The following is an 18634-nucleotide window of genomic DNA, read 5'->3' as shown; positions in this document are numbered from 1 at the left end:
TGTCGAAGAGAGGCCGCGCCGGCCTCAGTGCCGGGCGGCGTCGAGCTCGCGCAGCTTGAAGCGCTGGATCTTGCCGGTGGCGGTCTTGGGCAGGCCGTCGACGAACTCGATCAGGCGCGGGTACTTGTAGGGCGCCAGCCGGTCCTTGACGAAGGCCTTGAGTTCGCCGTCGCTGGCGCTGGCGCCCGGCTTGAGCACCACGTAGGCCTTGGCGCGGGTCAGGCCGTCGGCGTCCTGCACGCCGACCACGGCCGCCTCCAGCACGGCGGGATGCTGGATCAGCGTGGCCTCCACCTCGAACGGCGAGACATAGATGCCGCTGACCTTGAGCATGTCGTCGCTGCGTCCGGCGTAGCTGTAGCTGCCATCGGCGTTGTGCAGGTACTTGTCGCCGCTCTTGGTCCACTCGCCGCGGAAGGTGTCGCGCGAGCGGGCGCGGTCGCTCCAGTACATCAGCGCCGCGCTCGGGCCGCGGATGTAGAGGTCGCCCACCTCGCCGTCGGGCACCGGGCCGCCGTCCTCGCCGCGCAGCTCGATGGCATAGCCGGGCACCGGCCAGCCGGTGGTGCCGTAGCGCACGCGTCCCGGCCGGTTCGACAGGAAGATGTGCAGCATCTCGGTGGAGCCGATGCCATCGATGATCTCGCAGCCGAAGTGCGCGGTGAAGCGTTCACCGATCTCGCCCGGCAGCGCTTCGCCGGCCGACGAGCAGAGGCGCAGCGAGACCTCGCCGCGCGCGGGCAGCTGCGGCGAGGCGAGCAGGCCCGCGTAGCCGGTCGGGGCGCCGAAGAAGACCGTGGGCTGGTGGTCCAGCCAGCGCCGGATGGTGGCTTCTGGCGTCGGCCGCTCGGCCATCAGTACCACGGTGGCGCCGACGCTCAGCGGAAAGCTGAGGCCGTTGCCCAGGCCGTAGGCGAAGTACAGCTTGGCGGCCGAGAAACACACGTCCTGCTCGCGCAGGCCGAGCACCGGGCCGCCGTACAGCTCGGCCGTCCAGTAGGGGTTGCCGTGGCTGTGCACCGCGGCCTTGGGGCGGCCGGTGGAGCCGGAAGAATAGAGCCAGAAGCCGGGGTCGTCGGGGCCGGTGGCGGCGGGCGCGGGCAGCGGCGCGTGCGCGGCCAGCAGGTCGTCGAGGGCGGCGCAGCCGGGCGCGGCCGGCGCCTCGCCGCGCGCCACGATCACGCTGCGGACCTCGCAGCCCCCCTGGGCCGCTGCCAGGTCGATGGCCTGCCGCAGTACCGGCAGCAGCGACGCCGAGACCAGCGCGGCCTGGGCGCGGCTGTGGCGCAGCATGTAGGCGTAATCGTCGGCGGTCAGCAGGGTATTGACGGCGACCGGCACGATGCCGGCGTACATCGCGCCGAGGAAGCACACCGGCCAGTCGTTGCAGTCGTGCATCAGCAGCAGCACGCGCTCCTCGCGATGCACGCCGGCCGCCGCCAGCGCCGCCGCCAGCCGGCGCACGCGCTCGTCCAGCGCGCCGTAGCTGAGCGTGCCGTCGTCGTCGACGTAGGCGGTCTTGGCGGCGCGCGCCGCGTTGCGCGCCAACAGGTGATGGGCAAAGTTGAAGGGCGTGCCGGGCGGTTCCACCGGCGCTTGCGCTTGGGCGCTCATGCTTGTCTCCCCAATCTCGATCGGACAGGTACTGGCTTCAGGGTCTTCGGTTCATGCTCCCGCTGGCGGGAGGGAGCGGCGCGCGCCGGTCTTGCCGCCGTGCGCGCGCGCCGCCCGGGCCGTGCTCAGAGGCGCTCGCGCACGGCGGCGCCGGCCTGGATGGCGCTGCGGCGGTGGTAGAAGCCGAGCGCGCGCAGGCCGCCCAGTTCCTCGCCGCCGCCGGCCCGGCCGGGGCCGCCGTGTATCGATTGCGGCATCACGTTGCCGTGGCCGGTGTGGCTCTGCGCCACCTCCGGCGAGACCACGTGGACACGGCCGTGGCTGTCGGCCAGGGCCAGCGCGGCGTCGCCGAGCGCGGCGGCGTCGCTGCCATAGAGCGAGGCCACCAGCGAACCCTGGCCGCGCCGCGCCAGTGCCAGCGCGTGGGCGCTGTCGCGGTAGGGCAGCACAGTGGCGACCGGGCCGAAGACCTCGGTGTCGTGCACCAGCGCCGCGCCGTCGGCGTCGCGCGTGCCGAGCAGGGTGGGGCCCACGCAGCAGGCCACCGCCGGATCGGCGTCGACCAGGGCGTGGCCGGCGCCGTCGTGCAGCACGCTGGCGGCCGTGCGCAACCGTGCCAGGCCGCTGCGTACCGCCTCCAGCTGGGCACGGCTGACCAGGGCGCCCATGCGCACCTCGGCCTGGCGCGGATTGCCCACCGTGACCTTGGCCAGGCGCGCGCCGATGGCCTCGGCGGCGGCATCGTAAAGGGCTTCCGGCACGAACACGCGGCGGATGGCCGTGCACTTCTGGCCGGACTTCACCGTCATCTCGCGCACGACCTCCTCGACCAGCAGGGCGAAGGCCTCGCTGTCAGGCGCCTCGCCCGGCAGCAGCAGGGCCGAGTTCACGCTGTCGGCCTCGATGTTGACGCGCACCGAATGCCGGCTCACCGCCGCATGCGCGCGCAGTTGCGCGGCGGTGTCGGCCGAGCCCGTGAAGGACAGCAGGTCGAAGGGCTGGAGCTGGTCGAGCAGGCCGGCGGGGCTGCCGCACACCACCGACAGCGCGCCCGGCGGCAGCACGCCGGCCTCGACCACGTCGCGCACCATGCGCTGGGTCAGCCAGGCGGTGGCGGTGGCCGGCTTGACGATCACCGGCACACCGGACAGCAGCGCCGGCGCGGCCTTCTCCCACAGGCCCCAGCCCGGGAAATTGAAGGCATTGATGCACAGCGCCACGCCGCGCGCGGGGACCAGCACGTGCTGTGACTGGAAGGCGGGATCCTTGCCCAGCCGCGCTGCCTCGCCATCGAGCAGGGTGCGCCGGCCGCCCATCGACTCCGCCAGCGACTCGCCCATCCGCGCATAGGTGGACAGCGTGAAGATGCCGCCATCGATATCGACCGCCGAATCGCCGGCGACCGTGCCGCTGTTGGCGGTGGCGATCTCGTAATAGGTGCCGCGATTGGCCTGCAGCACCTTGGCGGCGGCGGCCAGCAGGCCGGCGCGCTCGCGGTAGCCGAGCGCGCGCAGCGCGGCGCCGCCCTGTTCGCGGGCGAAGGCGAAGCCACCCGCAAGGTCGAGTCCGCCGGCGTCCACACGCGCCAGTTCGGTGCCGAGCACGGGGTCGAAGAGCGGGTTGCCGGCGCCGCTGCCGGCCTGCCAGCGCCCGCCGAGATAGTTGGAAAGCCGTTCGCTCATGGCGTGTCTCCCCGTTGGCTTACTGGCGCGTGAATTCGATGCGCCCGGCGGGCAGCAGGTAGAGCACCAGCGCGCGTCCGCCGCTGACGGTGGGGCGGTGCGCGCTGCCCGGCGGGCACACCAGCCAGCCGGCCGGGCGGCCGTCGAAGCGGGCCGCGCCGTCGAGCGGCAGGATCAGGTCGATCTCGCCCTCGGGGTGGACGTGGTGGGGGCCGGCGATGTCGCACATGTCGACCACGTCGACCGAGAAGCCGTGCAGGTCGTCGGCGGGCTTGAAGATGCGGCCGTAGCGGATGCCGCCGCCTTCACGGTCGCACAGCCAGCCGGCGGCGACGCCGGCCTCGCAGGCGGCCTTCAGCTCACGGTAAGTGGCGCTGCCGGCACCGTGCTCGGCATTCAGCCAGGCGTCGAGGCTATCGTCCAGGGGGCGGCCGGCGAGCTGCGCGGTCAGGCGCGCCAGCAGGGCGCGGAATTCGGTGGGAGACATGCTGGGGGACACGGTGGGGCTCCATCGGGCATGGCCGGCTTGCATGCCGGCGATTCATGCATTATTGTGCATGAACGAAACATAGAGCCGGCTGAAAATCATGTCAAGCACTATATTGCATGGATCGGGGTTAACGCTGGGCCAGCCGCTGGCCCAGCCGCTGCCCCAGCCGCTGGGGCAGTCGCCGGGGCCGGACGCAGAGGCGGCTGGCGCCGCTCCCGCTCCCGTGGCCTTGCCGGGCGCCGCCAGCGCCGCTGCGGCGCCGACGGCGTCCCGCCCGCCCGGCGCGCGCCAGCGCGCGGGCGCGGCCAGCGGCGCGCCGGTGGCTGGCGAGGGGCGCAGCCCGCTGCTGCAGGCGCTCGGCGAGCGGGTGCGCGAGCTGCGCGCCCGGCGCGGCCTGACGCGCAAGGCGGTGGCGGCGGCGGCCGGGGTTTCCGAGCGCCACCTGGCCAATCTGGAATACGGTGACGGCAATGCCTCCATCCTGGTGCTGCAGCAGGTGGCGGGGGCCTTGCACTGCGCGCTGGCGGAACTGCTCGGCGACGTGACCACCTCCAGCCCGGAATGGCTGCTGCTGCGCGAACTGCTGGAGCACCGCGACGAGGCCACGCTGCGGCGCGTGCGCATCGCGGTGGGCGAACTGCTGGGCACCGGCGGGCAGAACGGTCCGGGTGCGGGCGGGGCGGCGCGCAGCCCGCGGGTGGCGCTGATCGGCCTGCGCGGTGCCGGCAAGTCGACGCTGGGCGCGATGCTGGCGGACGATCTCGGCGTGCCCTTCGTCGAACTGAGCCGCGAGATCGAGCAGTTCGCCGGTTGCAGCGTGTCGGAGATCCAGGGGCTGTACGGCATGAACGCCTACCGGCGCTATGAGCGGCGCGCGCTGGAGGAGGCCATCCAGATCCACCCGGAGGCAGTGATCGCCACGCCCGGCGGGCTGGTCTCGGACCCGGCCGCCTTCAACCTGCTGCTGGCCCACTGCACCACGGTCTGGCTGCAGGCCACGCCGGAAGACCACATGGGCCGCGTGCGCGCCCAGGGCGACCTGCGGCCGATGGCCGCCAGCCGCGAGGCCATGGATGACCTGCGGCAGATCCTGGCCGGGCGCGCGGCCTTCTATTCCAAGGCGGAATTCAACCTGGACACCAGTGCCCAGCCGCTCGAGCCGACGTTCCAGGCGTTGCGGGAGATGGTGCGGACGGCCCTGCAGCTACCTTTGTGAGCGCTCCCGGGGCGCCGCGCCGGGAGCGCTCACGGCAAGCAGTGGCGACACGCAAGATAATTCTTGACCCTGGATTCATGGATGCACTATAGTGCTTTCACCGAATCGAAACGAATGCACTATCCTGCGTTAAAGCTGAGGAGACAACGATCATGAGCATCGCCCCCCGCGTCGAATACCAGACCGACCCGTCCCAGTACCACCACCTGAAGCTGGCCTTTGACGGCCCGGTAGCCACGCTGTCGATCGATATCGACGAGAACGCCGGCCTGCGTCCCGGCTACAAGCTCAAGCTGAACAGCTACGACCTCGGCGTGGACATCGAGCTGAACGACGCGCTGAACCGCATCCGCTTCGAGCATCCCGAAGTGCGCACCGTGGTCGTCACCAGCGCCAAGGACAAGGTGTTCTGCTCGGGCGCCAATATCTTCATGCTGGGCGTCAGCAGCCATGCCTGGAAGGTGAATTTCTGCAAGTTCACCAACGAGACGCGCAACGGCATGGAAGACTCCTCGCGGCACAGCGGCCTCAAGTTCCTGGCCGCGGTCAATGGCGCCTGCGCCGGCGGCGGCTACGAGCTGGCTTTGGCCTGCGACGAGATCCTGCTGGTGGACGACCGCTCCTCGGCCGTCAGCCTGCCCGAAGTGCCGCTGCTGGGCGTGCTGCCCGGCACCGGTGGCCTGACCCGCGTGACCGACAAGCGCCACGTGCGGCATGACCTGGCCGACATCTTCTGCACCACCACCGAGGGCGTGCGCGGCCAGCGCGCCAAGGACTGGCGCCTGGTCGACGACGTCGCCAAGCCCGCCGTGTTCGCGCAGCGGGTGCGGGAACGCGCGCTGGCGCTGGCGGCCGGCAGCGACCGCCCGGCCGGCGTGCCCGGCGTGGCGCTGCCGCCGCTGGCGCGCACGGTCGAGGCCGATGCGCTGCACTACCAGCATGTCAGCGTGGTGATCGACCGCGCCGGGCGCACCGCCAGCTTCACCGTGCGCGGTCCCTCCGGCCCGCAGCCGGCCACGCCGCAGGCCATCGTCGAGGCCGGCGCCGCCTGGTATCCGCTGCAGCTGGCGCGCGAACTGGACGACGCCATCCTGTCGATGCGCACCAACGAGCTCGACATCGGCACCTGGCTGATCAAGACCGAAGGCGATGCCGCCGCCGTGCTCGGCGTCGATGCCACGCTGCAGGCGCATCAGGACCACTGGCTGGTGCGCGAGACCATCGGCCTGCTGCGCCGCGTGCTGTCGCGCCTGGACGTGTCCTCGCGCAGCCTGTTCGCGCTGGTCGAGCCGGGTTCCTGCTTCGCCGGCACCTTCCTGGAGCTGGCGCTGGCCTGCGACCGCATCTACCACCTGGCGCTGCCCGACGACGAGGCGCGCGCGCCGAAGATCACGGTGGGCGAGGCCAATTTCGGCCGCTACCCGATGGCCACCGGGCAGAGCCGTCTCGGGCGCCGCTTCTACGACGAGGCACCGGCGCTGGAGGCCGTGCGCGCCAAGGCCGGCCAGGCGCTCGACGCCGATGCCGCCTTCGCGCTGGGCCTGGCCACGGCCAACCCGGACGATATCGACTGGGCGGACGAAGTGCGCATCGCCGTGGAAGAGCGCGTGTCGATGTCGCCCGACGCGCTCACCGGCATGGAAGCCAACCTGCGCTTCAATGGCCAGGAGACCATGCTGACCCGCATCTTCGGCCGCCTGACCGCATGGCAGAACTGGATCTTCCAGCGTCCCAACGCGGTCGGCGAGAAGGGGGCGCTGAAGGTCTACGGCAAGGGCGACAAGGCCGCCTTCGACTGGAACCGCGTCTGAGGGGCGCGCGCCGACTTCCCCCCAGCATCGTCCTGCCGCGCGGGTCCGCGTGGCGCGCGGCAGGGCCATTCCATCCACCCGGAAGCAAGACAGCGACGGAGACAACGATGTCCGGCATCAACTACAGCGACAAGATCCCCAACAACGTGAACCTCAGCGAGGACCGCACGCTGCAGCGCGCGCTGGAGCAATGGCAGCCCAACTACCTGAGCTGGTGGAACGACATGGGCCCGGACGGCTCGCACGGCTTCGATGTCTACCTGCGCACCGCCATCAGCGTCGACCCGCAGGGCTGGGCCCACTTCGGCCACGTCAAGATGCCGGACTACCGCTGGGGCATCTTCCTCAACCCGGCCGAGGCCGGCCGCAAGATCCACTTCGGCGACCACAAGGGCGAGGACGCCTGGCAGGACGTGCCGGGCGAGTATCGCGCCAACCTGCGCCGCATCATCGTCACCCAGGGCGACACCGAGCCCGCCTCGGTCGAGCAGCAGCGCCACCTCGGCCTGACCGCGCCCAGCATGTACGACCTGCGCAACCTGTTCCAGGTCAACGTGGAAGAAGGGCGCCACCTGTGGGCCATGGTCTACCTGCTGCACAAGTACTTCGGCCGCGACGGCCGCGAGGAAGGCGAGGCCCTGCTCGAGCGCCGCAGCGGCGAGCAGGACAATCCGCGCATCCTGCAGGCGTTCAACGAGCAGACGCCCGACTGGCTGTCCTTCTTCATGTTCACCTACTTCACCGACCGCGACGGCAAGTTCCAGCTCTGCGCCCTGGCCGAGAGCGCCTTCGACCCGCTGGCGCGCACCACGCGCTTCATGCTGACCGAGGAAGCGCACCATATGTTCGTCGGCGAATCCGGCGTGTCGCGCGTGATCCAGCGCACCTGCCAGGTGATGAACGAGCTCAAGACCGATGATCCGGGCAAGCTGCGCGCGGCCGGCGTGATCGACCTGCCGACCATCCAGCGCTACCTGAACTTCCACTACAGCGTCACCATCGACCTGTTCGGCGCCGACGAGTCGTCCAATGCCGCCACCTTCTACAGCACCGGCCTCAAGGGCCGCTACGAGGAAGGCAAGCGCGCCGACGACCACCTGCTCAAGGGCGACAGCTACAAGGTGCTGCAGGCCGCCGGCGGCCAGCTGGTCGAGAAGGAAGTGCCGATGCTCAACGCCCTCAACGAAGTGCTGCGCGACGACTACATCAAGGACAGCATGGCCGGCGTGGAGCGCTGGAACAAGGTCATCGACAAGGCCGGCATCCCGTTCCGCCTCAAGGTGCCGCACAAGGCCTTCCACCGCAATATCGGCGCCCTCGCCGGCGTTAAGGTCTCGCCGGACGGCCGCGTGATCTCCGACGCCGAGTGGGCCGCCAACGCGCCGCAGTGGCTGCCGACGCCGGAAGACCGTGCCTTCGTCGCCAGCCTGATGGGCCGCGTGGTGGAGCCGGGCAAGTTCGCCAACTGGATCGCGCCGCCGGTGATGGGCATCAACCGCCAGCCGGTCGACTTCGAGTACGTGCGCTTCAACTGAGCCCGGGCCGTCCGAGACACCACGGAGACACGGCGGGCGCCGCCACCGCGCCCGCCCAGAACGAAACGCCCCGCATCCGAGGGACGCTCACCGCCAGGAGACAGCCATGGACATGGCCGACACTCACGTCATCAAGCAGCATCTGATCGACCCCGAGATCTGCATTCGCTGCAACACCTGCGAAGCCACCTGCCCGGTGAACGCTATCACGCACGACTCGCGCAACTACGTGGTCGATGCCGACAAGTGCAATTTCTGCATGGCCTGCATCTCGCCATGCCCGACCGGCTCGATCGACAACTGGCGCGTGATGCCGCGCGCCAAGCCCTATAGCCTCGACGACCAGCTCGGCTGGGACGAACTGCCGGTCGAGCTGAGCGAGCAGCAACTGGCGGAGCAGGGCGTGGCGCCCGGCGCGCCGGCCCTGCTCGAGCCGGCCCTGACCGAGCCGCCGGTGGCCACCGCCGGCCAGGAAACCTTCAACAGTGCGCGCTATGGCGCCACCGTGCCGCCGTGGTCGGCCGCGCGTGCCTTCACCAACCTGTACGGACCCAAGGCCGAACGCAAGTCGGTCACCGCCACCGTGGCCGGCAATGTGCGCGTCACCGAGGTCGGGCGCGAGTACGACACCCACCATATCGTGCTGGACTTCGGCGCCATGCCGTTCCCGGTGCTGGAGGGCCAGTCCATCGCCATCGTGCCGCCGGGCGTGGACGCGCAGGGGCGCGCGCATCACCCGCGCCAGTATTCGATCGCCAGCGCCCGCAACGGCGAGCGGCCCGGCTACAACAACCTGTCGCTGACCATCAAGCGCGTGCTGGCCGACTACCAGGGCAATCCGGTGCGCGGCGTCGCTTCCAACTATATGTGCGACCTGCAGGTGGGCGACAAGGTGGAGGTGATCGGCCCCTTCGGCGCCAGCTTCCTGATGCCCAACCATCCGCGTTCGCACATCGTGATGATCTGCACCGGCACCGGCAGTGCGCCGATGCGCGCCATGACCGAATGGCGCCGGCGCCTGCGCAAGGGCGGCCGCTTCGAAGGCGGCAAGCTGATGCTGTTCTTCGGCGCGCGCACCAAGGAAGAACTGCCGTACTTCGGGCCGCTGCAGAACCTGCCCAAGGATTTCATCGACATCAACCTGGCGTTCTCGCGCACGCCAGGACAGCCGCGCCGCTACGTGCAGGACGCCATGCGCGAACGCGCTGCCGACCTGGCCGTGCTGCTGGCGGACCCGGACAGCTACTTCTATGTGTGCGGGCTGAAGAGCATGGAGGAGGGCGTAGTACTGGCGCTGCGCGACGTGGCGCGGCAGGCCGGGCTGGACTGGGACGCGATCGCGGCCTCGCTGAAGGCGGAGGGGCGGCTGCACCTGGAGACGTATTGACGGGGCAGGGGGGGAGAGCCAGGACACTATGTTTGGCGTGCGGTGTTGGTGACTCTCGTTTCGGCTTCATTCAACGCAAAGGGGTTTGCACCCCGCGGGTTTGCTCCCCTCTCCCGCTTGCGGGAGAGGGGCCCGGGGGCCCGGGGGAGAGGGCAGGCGCCGGCTGACCGCGGCGGCCGGGATTACACCATCGGCTTCGTTTCTGTGCTTGCGTGCCGGACCATACCGTTGGCTTCGTTTCTTGGCTCGTGTGCTGGATCACACCGTCGGCTTCGCTGGATGTGGCGCCTTGCTAAACCACCCCTCTCCCCACCCCTCTCCCCAACCCTCTCCATGCGGGGAGAGGGAGCCAAGACCTCGTGCTTGGCGCTCGGTGTTGGTGCTCAGCGCTCGGTGTTGGCGTTCGGCCGCCTCCCATCCTCACCGCAACGACCGCTGCACCACCGCCACCAGCGCGATCACCACGCAGGCCACCGCCAGCAGCGCGAACAGGTTGCCGCTGGCGATCAGCAGTGCTTGCTGGTCGATCTGGCGCGACAGCCGCAGCAGGGTGCCCTGGTCGGGTTCCTGCGCAAAGGCGAACGGCGTGATGTTGCCGACCAGCTGGGTGCGCGCCATCACCTCGCCGTACTGCAGCCACAGGCTGGCCATGCCGGTGCCGCCGGCGGTGGCCACCTGCCGCACGATGTTCTTGAACTGGTAGGCATGGGCGAAGCTGTCGACGCTGAGGTCGGCATAGGTCAGGCCGGCCACCAGCATCAGCACGAAGGGCACGGTCAGGCTCTGCAGCGTCAGCGCCGGCAGCAGCACGGCGATCGAGGCGCCCGGCATCATGCGCTGGGACAGCAGCCAGGCCGCCCCGGCGAACATCAGGTAGCCCAGTGCGATATAGCGCCGCTGGCCGACCAGCTTCGGTCCGCCGAAGGTGAACAGCAGCGCCGCGCCGAAGCCGGCCAGTCCGGTGGTGGTCAGCACCGCGCCGGCGGTCTGGAAGGTGAAGTCGAGCCCCGACTGCAGCGTGGTCGGCACCACGTAGCCCCACAACCCGCCCAGGAAGTAGTACAGCGCGTAGAACGACAGGCCCGCGATATAGCGCCGGCCCAGCAGCAGGCGCGGATTGAGCCAGGGGTCGGGGTGCCGGTGCTGGTGGACGAACACGGCGGCGACGCAGGCGAGGCCGAGCAGCGGCGTCAGCGCCACGCTCGGCGAGTTGGCGAATTCGTAGAAGCGCAGGTCGCCCAGCCCGTGCAGCAGGATCAGCGCCCCGGCGCCGAGCAGGATCACCGTCAGCCAGTCGAGCTTGCCGACCTCGATCTTCCACGGCGGCAGCGTGGCGCGCATGCGGCGCGGGTAGGCCGCCAGCACGAAGGCGAAGGTCGCCAGCGCCAGGGCCGCCTGCAACAGGAAGATGGTGCGCCAGTCGGTGTTCTGCACCAGTTGGGCCGTGACCCAGGGCGCCAGCGCCGGCATGCCCAGCGCACCGATATTGAAGCCGAGGAAGAGCGGGCGGCGTTCCTCGCGCTCGGCGGCGAGCTGGATGATGATGCGCGAGGCGGAGAACAGCCCGCCCGCGCCCAGGCCCTGCACGGCGCGCGCGAGGCTGAGCTGGAACGGCGTCTCGCAGAGCGCGCACAGCAGCGCGCCAGCGGCGGCGACTGCCAGGCTCAGCAGGGTGTAGCCGCGGTAGCTGATGTCTTCTGCGATGCGCCGCAGCACCAGGTTGGCCACCACCGCTGCGGCCGCATAGGAGGTCAGGCTCCAGAGGAAGTCCTCCGGCGAGGCGAAGACGCCGGCGCGGATGTGCGTGCCCGCCACTCCCATCATCGACGAGGCGACGAAGTCCACGCCGGTCGCGCAGCCGAGCGCCAGCCCGAACAGGTGGACCTGCAGCGACGTCAGGTCGGGATGCGCCTTCAGCATGACCGCGCCTTGCTTCATAGTGCCCTTCCAGGTGGGATGAACGGGGCCCTGCGTTGGCTATCTGCTGCCTACCTGCTGCACACCGACAATGATTGTGCGAGCGCCTGCCCGCCGTCAAGGACCGCAGGCAGGGCAGGGTCCGGGACTCCCCCCGCAAAGCCGGCCTGGCCCTGCAGGCATCCTCTTCCATGAAGCTCGACCAGTTGCGCGCGCTTGCCGCGGTGGCCGACACCGGCAGCATGCAGGAAGCCTCGCGGCGCGGGCATCCGCTGGCCGGCGCGCGCTCGGTGCGGGAGTTGCTCGACGCCGACTGGCTGACGCTCGACCCGCTGGCCGATGCACAGTCTCCCTTCCATGCCCTGTTTGCCGCCAGCGGCCTGGCGGCGCCGGCACGCGTGATCGAATGCGCCTCGATGAGCCGGGCCTTCGAACTGTGCTGGCGCAGCGAAACGCTGGTGCCGCTGTCCGGCGAATCGCGCCGCCGCCCCTTCCGCAGCCTCTTCATCACGCAGACCATGGCCTTCCCCGAGGTGCGGGAACCGGTGCCGGACCGCGCCATCTCCTTGCTGACGCACTTCCACGACGCGCTGATTCCGCTCGGTGCCGCCTGCTGGGTGGCGCTGGCTGCCGTGGCGTGGCCACTACGCTGCCATCACGGCTCTCACGGTTCGTCGGTGGCGTCGAGCGCCTCGATCGACGTGGTGTCGATGCGCTGGACCTTGCCGTTCTCCTCGACGTCGGAGCGCATCACGAAGCCCCGGCTCGGGCAGTACCAATCGGTGATCTGCATCACGGTAGGCTGGGTCGGTATCGCGTCGCCGGCCACCTGCAGCGGGCCGAGATCGGTCACGCGCTCGTAGCGGATCGGCACGCATTCGATGCTGCCCAGCGCCGTATCGATGTGCTGCCGCTTGCCGACCCGGCGCGATGCCACCTGCAGCGTGGCGTGCGGCATCTCCAGCCGGCCTACTTCGTCGCCGGAGTCGCGCGCGTAGATGACGAAGCTGGCGCGGGACGTGACCGACTCACCGCCGAGTTCCTTGCCCTCGCTCAGGTCCTGGTGCGCGTAGTCGAACACGCCGCGGCCCATGCTGCGGGTCTCGCCGTGCAGGCGCACGTAGTGGCCGCTGGCATCGACCACGGCGCCGCCTTCGACGTGGCCGGGCGCGCCGCCGCGCGGTGGCACGATGACCACGGCGTACTGCTGGTCGGTGGTCACGGGGGGTTCCATCAGGGCCGCCAGGGCCGTTTTCGAATGGATCTGCAATTGCGTGGTGCAGGTGTCGCCGCTGACCTGTGGCCGCTGCTGCACCGTATGGCGCGACATCGGCATGGCGCCATCGGCTTCCATCTGTACCTTGGCGCCGTCACGGAACCATACGGTGGCGCAGGGATCGTCATCGCGGCGGGCGAGGCGGGCCGCGGCCGGCGGCGGTGCTGCCGCCGTGGCGGCGGATGACGGGACGGGAGCGGGATCGGCCCAGGCCGGGAAAGCCAGCAGTGCCAGCGCCAGGCTGGCGCACCGCGATGCCGCGCGGCGGCGGCCCGCCGCGGCGCGGTGGTCGCGGCGGGAAGACGAAGAAGCGATCATGCGCCTTGGAAGTAGGGGTTGCGGCGGTCCTGCGCGCCGGAGGAGGGGTCGAAGGGGTAGTCGCGGTTGATGGTGCGCGCGCCCTCGCCATAGGGATCGCGCGTGCCGGTGTTGGCTCCCTGCGAGTACGGGTCGCGTGGCGGGCTCACGTCGCTCGGGGCCAGGTTCTGCTGGGTGGACTGATTCGCCCCTTGCGAATAGGGATCGAACTTATCGCCGACGCGCGCACCCTGCGAGTAAGGATCGCGGGCACCACTGTTGGCGTCCGCGCCGCTGGTGTACGGGTCGGGTTGTTTCGGCTGCATCTGAGCATGCACGGCTCCGGCGCTTCCCAATGCCAGGCATGTCAGAAGAAATGCAAGCTTTTTCGACATGATCATGGTGTCCGGTTGACAGTCACGGGGCCAAGGCTCCGCCTGGTGGAACAGCGGCCAGGCAGACGCATTGGACGGCACATGGCGGCGCCGCTCCGGGGGAAGATCGTGCCGCGATGCCCTTCCAGCATAGTGCGGCAGCGCACAGGCGCAAGCGGCGGGGCGGCGCGCAATCCGTCGCGAATTTCCCGCAACTTCGACCGGGATCGGCCTGGAAACCCTGCGGATGCGGCGTGCCCGCGGTCCGGCGATGCCAGGCGCGCACCTTGGCGGGGCAGGCTGCCCGGAATTAATTTTTACAAATCTCCCGCCGTGCAACGTTGACCGCTCAGAAGCCGGACCGGCCGCCGCCGCGCAGGGTGCGCGAGCGCCGCCGTTCCGCTGACCGGAACCAACGATGCCCCAGGATCTCGCGTTTCTCGACACCTTGCTGCACGCGGACTCGCGCCGTGCGCTGATCGACCACACCAGCCGCTGGCTCGACGGCCTGGGTTTCCATTGCTTCCTCTATGCCGAGCATCGGCCCGTGCGCGCCGACGGCAAGCGGGCGCGCTTCGTCTTCGATGGCATCGACGGCAGTGCCGCGGCGGGCGCCGCCTGGCACCGCCTGTCGACCCTGCCACCGGCCTGGGCGCGCCATTATCGCGCGGCCGGCTACCTGGCGCTGGATCCGCTCGTGCGGCACGCGGCCACGGCGGGCCTGCCGCTGCCGTGGCACCGGCGCGGCGCGGACAGTCCGGCGGCGGCGCGGCTGTTCGCCGAAGCGCGCCAGCATGGCCTGGCCGGCGGTATCGTGGTGCCGCTGCGTGGCGCGCACGGCGCCACCGCCCTGCTCAATGCCGCCACCGCGCACGACGGCGAGGCCGCGCGGCGCCGCCTCGACCAGGTCGTCGCGCGCGTGACCTTGCTCGGCCTCTACCTGCACGAAGCGGTGCGCCGCCTGTCAACACCGCCCCGGGCCGGCGCGCCGGCCCTGACCGCGCGCGAGCAGCAATGCCTGGCGCGCGCTGCCGCGGGCGGCTCCGCGCGCGAGATCGGCCGCCAGCTCGGCATCAGCGAGCGCACCGCCGTCTTCCACCTGGCCAATGCCGCCCGCAAGCTGGGCGCGCGCAACCGCCGCGAGGCGGTCGCCCGCGCGATCCTGGCCGGGCTGGCGGTGCCATGACAGGCGCGTGCTACGCACCTGATACGCACCGCATACGCACCGCATACGCGCACAGCGCGGGCCCACCTGTCAGTCCTGACAGCTAGGCGGACCGTGCCGTGCCTTGTTCCAATCCCCGTGCCCGCGTGCCAAGGCCTGGCCGCGCGGGCAGACAGCAACGGGTCCGTGGGCCATCATCATCATCGAGGAATCGCATGTACAAGAACAACAGGAAGGGAGTCACGCTGGCCTGCGCGCTGAGCGTGTCTCTGCTGCTGGCCGCCTGCGGCGGCGGCAGCGACGGCGGCAGTGCCGCCACCGGGGCGGGCAGCGCGGCGCCGCAGGCGCCCCAGGTGGCGCAAGGCATCTTTGTCGATGCCCCGGTGGTGGGCATGGCGTACCGCTCGGGCGATCTCAGCGGCGTCACCGACGACAGCGGCCATTTCTCCTACGTACCGGGGCAGCCGGTCACCTTCTCGGTGGGCGGCGTGGTGATCGGCACGGCGGCGGCGCAGCCTGTGATGACGCCCGTGTCGCTGGTGCCTGGCGCGGCGGACGAGACCAACGACACCGTGACCAATATCGGCAGCTTCCTGCAATCGCTGGACAGCGGCGGCAATCTCGCGCAGGCCATCCGCATCGCGCCGTCGTCGGCGCAGGCGCTGGCGGGGCGCAGCCTGAACTTCCAGCAGGCGCCCTCGGCCTTCGCCGCCGATGCGGCGGTGCTGGCCGCGGTGCAGGCGGCCTCGCCGCAGGGCAAGCTGGTGCCGGCGGTGAGCGCGCAGGCGCATCTGCGCGGGCAGTCGCTGTGCCTGTACGCCGGCACGTGGCACCTGAACGGCCCCAGCCACGTGGGCTACGCCTTCGACGTGACGGTCAGCGAGATCGACGGCTCGGTGTCGGGCACGCGCATCCTGTCCGACGGCAGCAAGTACGTGGTCGGCGGGCAGGTGCGGCAGACCGCCAGCGGGTGGCAGATCAGCGGCAGCGTGACGGAGAAGCTGGCGCAGAACAGCTTCGCCACCGTCGAGCTGTTCAGCGGCGAGTTCACCGACCTGAACCATGTCGGCGGGGTCTACGGCACGCAGGTCAACGCTACCTTCAAGGGCGGCTGGAACGGCTCGCGCCTGGGCGGCGCGCAGGCCTGCGGTGGCAGCGCTGCGTCCACCGTGCCGGCCGGCGCGGTCGGTTATGCCGACTTCCACTACAACGCGGCCGGCATGGCACCGCTGCAGGCCTCGGTGCTCGACAAAGGCATCGGCCAGTCCGGCGTGCTGACGCTCGGCGGCAGCCGCATCACGGTGGTGCCGCAGGCGGACGGGGGCTACCAGTGGGGCAGCCCGGTGCAGTACGGCATGAACTTCCACCAGCTGCTGCTCGCGCCCGACCTGCCGGTGGCCTCGATGGTCTGCCTGGCCGCCAACGTCAACGATGGCACCGACGGGCTGAAGTCGACGGACGTGCTGGTGGCGCAGAACGCCATCCGCATCACCTCCGCCCAGCAGCTCGCCGGGCAGAGCTTCAGCCAGTATTGGGAGGACTGCCGCCGCGACGGCCTCAGCAGCAGCGCGCCGGTGCCGCAGGCCTATTCCAGCCTGAGCGTGGACAGCGCCGGCAAGGCCACGCTGACGCTCGCGGGCGCAGCGCCGGTGACACTGAGCGCGGACCAGTTCAGCGCGCTGCTGGCCGGCACCCCGACCGACCAGCTGGGGCTGCCCGGCTCGGGCAGCTGGTTCCAGGCCTACGGCGCGGCGACGCCGGACGGCGTGCGCTACGTGCTGGTCGAGCATGGCGTGCAGGCGACCGATGCCTCGCGCGGCTACGTGGGGGTGTGGGTGCGCTGAGCCGGCGCGCGGCGCGCCGCTGACAGGCGAGGCCAGGGTGCACGCGCAGGCGTGCACCCTGGTTTCGTTTTGCGCTGCTTTCTGCGCCGCGTTCGGCGCTTCGTGACGTGCCGGAGGTTGCCGGCCGGCCCGCTCAGGGCTCCACCCGCGCCAGCGGATTGCCCGGGCCCGGTTGCGGCAGCGCGCGGCCGGTCTCGGCGGACGACAGGGTGTAGGCACCCATGGGGTCCGGCCCCGCCACGATCTGCAGCTTCTGCTGGCGCAGCCAGTCGCGGATCTCGGCCTCGCTGGCCTCGGGGCGGAACAGTACGCGGAATCGCATCCCCTCGGCGCTGCTGCCGCCCCGGTACTGCTGCGCGCCGTCGCCGGTGCGCAGGGCGTCGCCGCTGTCCTGGAAGCGCCATAGCAGCAATCCGGCCTGCACCACCGCCAGCGTGGCGGCCACGGCGGCGAAGCTGCGCAGCCAGCGCGGCCGGTTGGCGGCGGCGCGCGGTGGCGGGGCAGCGGTCTCCGGCACTGCCGGTGGCATGGTGGTATGCGTGGTGGCTAGTTTGGCCGGCACCAGGCCGAAGCGGTCCATGCCCTGGGCCAGCAGGTCCCGGTACGCGTTGCGCGCGTCGTTCTCCCCGCCCAGCGGCGTGCCGGTCAAGGCGTAGCCGTCGGGCACGCCCATGCGGGCGATCACGCCGGGCCGCGGCAGGTTGCCGGCGGCCGCGCCGCGGTCGCACTCGCCCAGCCAGCGCACCGCATCCAGCCGCGCCGGCGGCAGCCGGCCCAGGCAGTCGCCGAGCTGGGCGGGAGCGGCCAGCAGCGGCAGCGCGCAGCAGACCATGCCGGCGCGCGGATCGAAGGGGCCGTCGCGCGCTTCCAGCACGAGGTCGGTGGAGCCGGCGTAAGCAGGGTCTGGCGTGACCAGCCAGCCTTGCCATTGCTGTGCCTGCGGCAGCCATCGGTCCAGCAGCACGGCGCCGAAGGCGGGTGCGTCGCGCAGGGCGTGGATCTGCCCGGCCGCCAGCGCCTGCTCGCGCAGCGCGCCGGCCGCCGCCGCACGTTCGAAGGCGGCCGCCAGCGCGGCGGGAATGGCGCGCTCCGACCAGGGTCCGGCGCCGGCCGGGTCCGCCGCGGCGGGATCGCCGGTGGCCGGGGCGGCGGCGCCGCGCTGCAGGCGCGCGGCCACGATGTGCAAGGGAGGGGTCAGGGCGCTCATGCGGGAGTCGGGTCGATGGCCGCGGGGTTCTGCCCCGCTAACGCGACCGCACAGAGAATATCCAAAAGGGCCTGGGCGGCGCCCACGTCGCCGGCGTCGCCGGGGTCGAGCTCGGCCGGCGCGGCGCCGCGGCCCAGCGTGCGCATGACCCAGCGCTCGATCAGCGTGCCGCGGTGCGCGGCCGAGGCCAGTTGGCGGCCGGCGCCTTCCTTGTCGCTGCGGCGGCGGTGCACCAGGCCAAGCTGGCCGGAGCGGTAGTGGGCCGAGGCGATGCGGTCGGCGAAGCTGCTGACGGCGGCGTCGCCGCAGCCGCAGAAGCGCAGCAGCATCAGCATGTCCTCCGACAGCGTGGCGACGAAGGCGGCCGCGGCATCGCGCGCGGCATCCAGGCTCAGGCCGAAGCGCTGCAAGGCGGTGCGCTGGGCCTCGGCCGAGCCGGGCTCGCATTGCAGGTTGTCGTCGACCGGCTCGCCGACGGTACCGGCGGCGCGCAGCAGGTCGAGCAGGAAATGGCGGAAATAGAGCCGCAGCGCGCCGGCATGCTCGGGGCCGTTGCTGCCGCGGCCCGGCATGACGCGCTCGACGAAGAACTGGTGGCAGAGGTCCGGCAGCGGGTCACCCAGCGCGCCGGCCTCGCGCGGCCGGTAGCCGGCGAGCGCGTCCATCACGCGCCGGTAGAGTTCTTCCCACTCCGACCGGGAGAGGGCCTCGCGCCGGTTCCACAGCACCTGGATCCTGGGGAAATGGTCCGGATGATCCGAAGACAAGACGGCTGCTTCCTTGTGAGGGGGTTGGGGCTTGCAAGTTGGCGGGGCGGCG

At 71.1% G+C, this 18634-nt stretch carries 14 protein-coding genes; 6 read left to right on the top strand and 8 right to left on the bottom strand.

The annotated features are described in order from the left end of the window. Window positions 1-24: 24 nt before the first annotated feature. The 3 genes from BKK80_RS29555 to BKK80_RS29545 all read right to left on the bottom strand — a co-directional run bounded on the left by BKK80_RS29555 (window position 25) and on the right by BKK80_RS29545 (window position 3783). The gene (locus BKK80_RS29555) at window positions 25-1614 is read right to left on the bottom strand and encodes a benzoate-CoA ligase family protein (protein WP_071072380.1); all 1590 of its coding nucleotides are present in this window, start codon (window positions 1612-1614) and stop codon (window positions 25-27) included. Between the two features lie 125 nt (window positions 1615-1739). Continuing rightward, window positions 1740-3296 carry a 3,4-dehydroadipyl-CoA semialdehyde dehydrogenase gene (locus tag BKK80_RS29550; protein ID WP_071072378.1) on the bottom strand — a complete coding sequence of 519 codons (1557 nt, stop codon included), beginning with the start codon at window positions 3294-3296 and terminating at the stop codon, window positions 1740-1742. 19 nt (window positions 3297-3315) lie between these two features. Further along, entirely contained in the window at window positions 3316-3783 is a 468-nt protein-coding gene (locus BKK80_RS29545) for a DUF4863 family protein (protein WP_071040185.1), read from the bottom strand. Window positions 3784-3883: 100 nt separating this feature from the next. On the opposite strand from BKK80_RS29545, the gene BKK80_RS29540 reads away from it, so the two are divergent. The 4 genes from BKK80_RS29540 to boxA all read left to right on the top strand — a co-directional run bounded on the left by BKK80_RS29540 (window position 3884) and on the right by boxA (window position 9735). Then, a complete protein-coding gene (locus BKK80_RS29540) occupies window positions 3884-5002 on the top strand; it encodes a helix-turn-helix transcriptional regulator (protein WP_236903828.1) in 1119 nt (372 codons plus the stop codon). Between the two features lie 152 nt (window positions 5003-5154). Beyond that, window positions 5155-6813 carry a 2,3-epoxybenzoyl-CoA dihydrolase gene (gene boxC / locus BKK80_RS29535; protein WP_071072377.1) on the top strand — a complete coding sequence of 553 codons (1659 nt, stop codon included), beginning with the start codon at window positions 5155-5157 and terminating at the stop codon, window positions 6811-6813. Window positions 6814-6920: 107 nt separating this feature from the next. Then, window positions 6921-8348, top strand: coding sequence for a benzoyl-CoA 2,3-epoxidase subunit BoxB (boxB, locus tag BKK80_RS29530; protein ID WP_071019147.1), 1428 nt, complete (start codon window positions 6921-6923; stop codon window positions 8346-8348). Window positions 8349-8454: 106 nt separating this feature from the next. Then, window positions 8455-9735, top strand: coding sequence for a benzoyl-CoA 2,3-epoxidase subunit BoxA (boxA, locus tag BKK80_RS29525; protein WP_071072376.1), 1281 nt, complete (start codon window positions 8455-8457; stop codon window positions 9733-9735). Window positions 9736-10155: 420 nt separating this feature from the next. On the opposite strand, the gene BKK80_RS29520 is transcribed toward boxA, so the two are convergent. The 3 genes from BKK80_RS29520 to BKK80_RS29510 all read right to left on the bottom strand — a co-directional run bounded on the left by BKK80_RS29520 (window position 10156) and on the right by BKK80_RS29510 (window position 13551). Beyond that, entirely contained in the window at window positions 10156-11673 is a 1518-nt protein-coding gene (locus BKK80_RS29520; RefSeq protein WP_071019151.1) for an MFS transporter, read from the bottom strand. A gap of 643 nt (window positions 11674-12316) precedes the next feature. Further along, complete coding sequence (locus tag BKK80_RS29515) at window positions 12317-13246, bottom strand: hypothetical protein (protein WP_084545807.1); 930 nt, start codon at window positions 13244-13246, stop codon at window positions 12317-12319. Further along, a complete protein-coding gene (locus BKK80_RS29510) occupies window positions 13243-13551 on the bottom strand; it encodes a hypothetical protein (protein WP_231908099.1) in 309 nt (102 codons plus the stop codon). Before BKK80_RS29510 ends, BKK80_RS29515 begins: the two co-directional genes overlap by 4 nt. A 466-nt stretch (window positions 13552-14017) precedes the next feature. Here BKK80_RS29510 and BKK80_RS29505 point away from each other — a divergent pair, with 466 nt between their 5' ends. Both BKK80_RS29505 and BKK80_RS29500 read left to right on the top strand, forming a co-directional pair. Continuing rightward, entirely contained in the window at window positions 14018-14785 is a 768-nt protein-coding gene (locus BKK80_RS29505; RefSeq protein ID WP_071072375.1) for a LuxR family transcriptional regulator, read from the top strand. Window positions 14786-14979: 194 nt separating this feature from the next. After that, window positions 14980-16608: a hypothetical protein gene (locus BKK80_RS29500; protein ID WP_071072373.1), complete on the top strand. Its 1629-nt coding sequence runs from the start codon at window positions 14980-14982 to the stop codon at window positions 16606-16608. 133 nt (window positions 16609-16741) lie between these two features. On the opposite strand, the gene BKK80_RS29495 is transcribed toward BKK80_RS29500, so the two are convergent. Then, entirely contained in the window at window positions 16742-17815 is a 1074-nt protein-coding gene (locus tag BKK80_RS29495) for a hypothetical protein (RefSeq protein ID WP_157903365.1), read from the bottom strand. Continuing rightward, window positions 17812-18582, bottom strand: coding sequence for a hypothetical protein (locus BKK80_RS29490; RefSeq protein WP_071072368.1), 771 nt, complete (start codon window positions 18580-18582; stop codon window positions 17812-17814). Before BKK80_RS29490 ends, BKK80_RS29495 begins: the two co-directional genes overlap by 4 nt. Window positions 18583-18634 lie beyond the last annotated feature (52 nt).

Source organism: Cupriavidus malaysiensis, assembly GCF_001854325.1.
Taxonomy (GTDB): Bacteria; Pseudomonadota; Gammaproteobacteria; order Burkholderiales; family Burkholderiaceae; genus Cupriavidus; species Cupriavidus malaysiensis.
This window is presented reverse-complemented; position numbering and strand designations above follow the sequence as displayed.